General features: G+C 74.6%; 2 protein-coding genes. One reads left to right on the top strand and one right to left on the bottom strand.

Annotation, left to right across the window (positions count from 1 at the left end):
* Positions 1-22 precede the first annotated feature (22 nt).
* Positions 23-1,066 (bottom strand): 4-hydroxyphenylpyruvate dioxygenase, encoded by a 1,044-nt coding sequence (hppD, locus tag ACTIDRAF_RS0219045; RefSeq protein WP_016700320.1) that lies wholly within the window; start codon positions 1,064-1,066, stop codon positions 23-25.
* 130 nt (positions 1,067-1,196) lie between these two features.
* Between hppD and ACTIDRAF_RS0219040 the strand changes: the two genes are divergently transcribed.
* The coding region (locus ACTIDRAF_RS0219040; RefSeq protein ID WP_016700319.1) for a non-ribosomal peptide synthetase at positions 1,197-4,580 on the top strand (3,384 nt) is incomplete at its 3' end.

The raw sequence follows: 4,580 nt of genomic DNA, 5'->3' as shown, positions 1-4,580 counted from the left end.
GGGGGGGTGGGCGGTGGGGTGCTCAGCGCGGTTGCCTGCTCAGTTCGGCCTCGACGGCCGCGTAGAGGGCCTTGATGTTGCCGGAACCGAAGGTCCGCGCTCCCGCCCGTTCGATCACCTCCAGGAAGAAGGTGCCTCGGGGGTGGGTGGACCGGGTGAAGATCTGGTACAGCTTCCCGCCCTGGTCCTCGTCGACGAGGATGTGCAGTTCGCCGAGTTCGGGGACGGAGTACCTGGTGAGTTCGATGCGGTCGGTCAACGCCTCGTAGTAGGCGGCTGGGGTGGTGAGGAACTCCACCCCCCGGTCGCGGAGCTGGCGGATCGAGTCGGTGATGTGGTCGGTGATGAAGGCGATGTGCTGGACGCCCGAACCGCCGTGGCGTTTGAGGAAGTCGTCGATCTGCCCGGGGTTGCGGGAGGTGTCGGGTTCGATGATCGTGAGCGTCACCGCGTTGGAGGTGCTCTGCACGACCTGGGAGTTCATCGACTGCGCGCCGACGACGATCTGCTCCTCGAAGGTCATGCGGAAGTCCAGGACGTCCTGGTAGAACCGCACGGTCGCGGCCAGCTGCCCGGGTTCGACGCACACCGCGAAGTGGTCCAACGCGTACAGCCCCGTCGCGGCGGGTGCCGCCTCCGCACGGGCCGGGACGTCGCCGCGTGGCACGAAGGTGTGGGTGACGTCGCCGAAGCCCATGATGGTGGCGACGACGCGGCCGCCGTCCTCGGCGGGTGCGGACACCGGTCGCGCTCCCCGGCGGACCGCCTCGTCGAAGGCGGCTCGGACGTCACGGACCCCGAGCGCGATGTCGGCCACCCCGTCGCCGTGGGCCCTGACGTAGGCGGCGGCCGGGTGGTCCTCGGTGACGGCCTCGGTGAAGACGAGGCTGATGTCACCGCCGCCGCCGACCACCACCGACCGGGCGGAGGCGTCCTCGGACGCGTCGAGCACCGCCAACCCGTACCGGTCGACGAGTTCCGCGGCGGCCTGGTGCGCGTCGCCGACGTGGAACACCACGTGGTCGAGGGACATGTCCTCGAAGGCGCCTTCTCGTTCTGTCGCCATTGCCATCCTCCAGCGGGATACCCGTGCGTGTGCGTCCGCTTTTGTATCCTTCTCCCTTATCGATCGGTTTTCCCCGCGTGATCGGCGCCGATAAGGATCTGATAAACACCGTTCCTAGCCTGAGGCGACTATGGCGGAACTCAGGCGGCACTGGGAACGGGGTGCCCGGGTCGACCACGACCCGGGCCGGTGGTGGCGGCGGGTCGCGACGGCCCTGGCCGAGAACGGCGACCGGGTGGCCGCGGTGCGCGGGGACCGCCAGCTGTCCTACTCCGACCTGGGGTCCCGGTCGGCCGCGCTGGCCCGCCGGCTGCGGGCGCTCGGGGTGGGGCCGGAACGGCCCGTTGCCGTGCTGGCCGAGGACGGGCTCGACGTGCTGGTCGCCTGCCTGGCGGTGGTCCGGGCCGGCGGGGTGTACCTGCCCCTCGACCCGAGGTGGCCCTCGGGTCGGCGGGCGGCGGTGGTCGCCGACGCGCGTCCGGTCGTGACCCTGACGTCCGCCTCCTCCCCCGGGGTCGACGGGCCCGTGCTCCGGGTCGACGAGGCCCTCGACGGCGGGAGCGGAGCCGAGCGGATCGGCGACGGCGACGGGGCGCCGTGGCCGGACCCCCACCCGGCGCTGGCCGCCTACCTCATGTACACGTCGGGGTCGACCGGCCGGCCCAAGGGAGTGCTGGTCCCGCACGGAGCCCTGGCCAACCGCATGGCGTGGTGGCAGGAGGCGTACCCGCTGGGGCCCCGGGACGTGCTGCTGGCCACGGCTTCCCCCGGGTTCGACATCGCGGTGTGGGAGTTGCTGGCCGGGCTCGTGGCCGGGGCGAGGCTGGTGGTCGCCGAACACCGGGTGCACGGCATCGTCCCCTACCTGCCGGAGCTGATGCGGGCCCACCAGGTCACCGTCGCGCACCTGGTGCCCTCGGTGCTGGACGAACTGCTCGCCGGCACCGACGAGGACGAGGCGCTGGGGCTGCGGCTGGCGGTGTGCGGCGGTGAACGCGTCCCGCCGTCGCTGCGCGACCGGCTGTTGGACCGGTCGGGCACCGTCCTCGTCCACGCCTACGGTCCGACCGAGACCACGATCACCGTGCTGCACGACGAGGCCGACCCCTCGGACGGGGCGTCCCGGGTGCCGCTGGGCCGGCCGATGCACAACTGTTCGGTGGCCGTCGTGGACTCCGAGGGCCGGCGGGTGCCGGTCGGGGTCCCCGGGGAGCTGGTGGTGGGTGGCCTTCCGCTCGCCAGGGGGTACCTGGGCGGGCCGGCGGAGACGGCGGCCCGGTTCCTGCCCGACTGGCTCGGTCTGGACCCGGCCGGTGGCGGTCGGGTGTACCGCACCGGGGACCGCGTCCGGTGGTTGGCCGACGGCAGGATCGAGTTCCTGGGGCGGGTGGACGCGGAGTTCAAGGTGCGCGGCCACCGGGTGGACCCGGCCGAGGTCGAGTCGCTGCTGCACCAGCACCCGGCGGTGTCCCGGGCGGCGGTCCGCCTGGTGGGCGGGCCCTCCGGTGACCGTGTCGTCGCCTACCTCCAGGGCGGTGCCGAGCCCGCCGCGTTGCGCGCGCACCTGGCCGACCGGCTCCCGGAGGCGGTCATCCCCACCCGGTGGGTGCGGTTGGACCGCTTCCCCCTCACCACCAACGGCAAGATCGACTACGCGGCGTTGCCCGAGACCTCGGCCCGCCCCACCGCCTCGGAAGGCGAGGAGGTCGGGGGCGACGCGCCGGCCGGCGAGGCGGCGACCGCGCTGGAGCGCGAGCTGGCCGGTGTGTGGGCCGAGCTGCTCGGTCTGCCCCGGGTCGGGATCCGCGACGACTTCCTCGCCCTCGGCGGGCACTCGCTGACCGCCACCAGGACCGTGGCGGCCGTGTGGCGCCGGTACGGGGTGCGGCTGTCGATGGCCGACGTGCTGCGCACCCGCACCGTCGCGGCGCTGGCCCGCCGGGTCGAGGAGGCGAGAACCCCCGACATCGAGGCCCGGACGGCGGACGACGGGGAGGATCCGGCGGCGTCCGTGGAGCCGACGGAGTTGCCGCTGTCCCCCGGCCAGGCGCGGATCCTGTTCGAGGAGGAGTTCCTCGGCGGCCCCGGCCTGTTCGGCGTCGCGGTGCCCACCCGGTGGCGGGGCACCGTCGACGAGGCGGCGCTGCGCTGGGCACTGGACGCGTTGACCCGCCGGCACCCCGTGCTGCGCTCCTCGCCCTCGCGCGACGGCGGACCGGCCCGGCTGCTGGTGAGCGACACCGCACCGGTGCCCTTCCACGTGGAGGACCTGCGCGGCCTCTCCCCGGAGCACCGGGACGCGCGCGTGGAGGCGGCCGGGGAGGAGGCGCTGGCCGAGCCGTTCGACCTGCACCGTCCCCCGCTGGTGCGGGCGCGGCTGCTGCGGTTGGGCGACGACGACGTCGTCTTCCTGCTGGTGCTGCACCACCTGGTCATCGACCGGTGGTCCATGCGGCTGGTCGCCGAGGAGCTGCGGGAGCTGTACGCCTCGGCCCTCGAGGACCGCGCACCACGCCTCGACCCGCCCACGGACCCGGCACGGGTGGCACCGGGGGCCGGCTCCGCCCGCGCGGAACGGGATCTGGAGTACTGGCGGGACCGCCTCGACGGGGTGACGCTCGACGTGGACCTCACCGTCGGACCCCGGCACCGGGTGGACGGCGGGCACCGGGCCGGCCGCGCGATCCGGGTGCTCCCGCCCGAACGGACCGAGGCGCTGCGCGCGCTGTGCGCCGCGCGCGGGGTGACGCCGTTCATGGTGCTGCTGGCCGCGTTCCAGGTGCTGGTCCACCGTTTCTCCGGGGCCGACGACGTGGTCGTGGCCGCGCCGGTGGCCGACCGGGGGCTGCCGGGCGCCGACACCGCCGTGACGATGTTGGTGAACACCCTGCCGCTGCGCGCCGACCTGCGCGGTGACCCCCGCTTCGCCGAGGTGCTGGACCAGTGCCGGGAGGCGGTGCCCGCCGCCCACGAACACCAGGCGGTGCCCGTCGAACGGCTGGCAAGCCTGCTGGGTCGCCGCCGGGACAGCGGGCACCACCCGTTGATGCGGTACATGGTGGTGTGGGAGGACTCCCTCGGTGTGCCCGTGGAGCTGCCCGGGGTGGTGGCGGAAGCGCTGCGCCCCCCGTCGCGGACCACCGCCTTCGACCTCACCCTGATCGCCAGGGCCGTGCCCGGCGGCGTCGACCTGGAGCTGGAGTTCAACCACGACGTGGTGGACGGGCCGGCTGCCGAGGTCCTCGCCGACGGCCTCACCGCCCTGCTCGGTGACGTCCTCGCCGACCCGGAGGTCCGGGTCAGCCAGCTCCGGCTGACCGCCACCGCCGTCCCACCGGGGGTCGCCGGCCCCGTCGAACCGCCGGCGGAGGGGGTGGTGGGGCTCGTCCGGGCGGCGGCCGCCCGCGCCCCGGGCGCGCCCGCTGTCCTCGACGGTGCCCGGGTGGTCGACTTCGCCGGGCTCGTCCGGCACGCCGAGGCCGTCGCGGCGCGGCTCGTCGCGGCGGGGGGGGGG

This window comes from Actinoalloteichus spitiensis RMV-1378, assembly GCF_000239155.1.
Taxonomy (GTDB): Bacteria; Actinomycetota; Actinomycetes; order Mycobacteriales; family Pseudonocardiaceae; genus Actinoalloteichus_B; species Actinoalloteichus_B spitiensis.
Note: the sequence above shows the minus strand (reverse complement) of the source record. Positions and strands in the feature narration are given on the sequence as shown.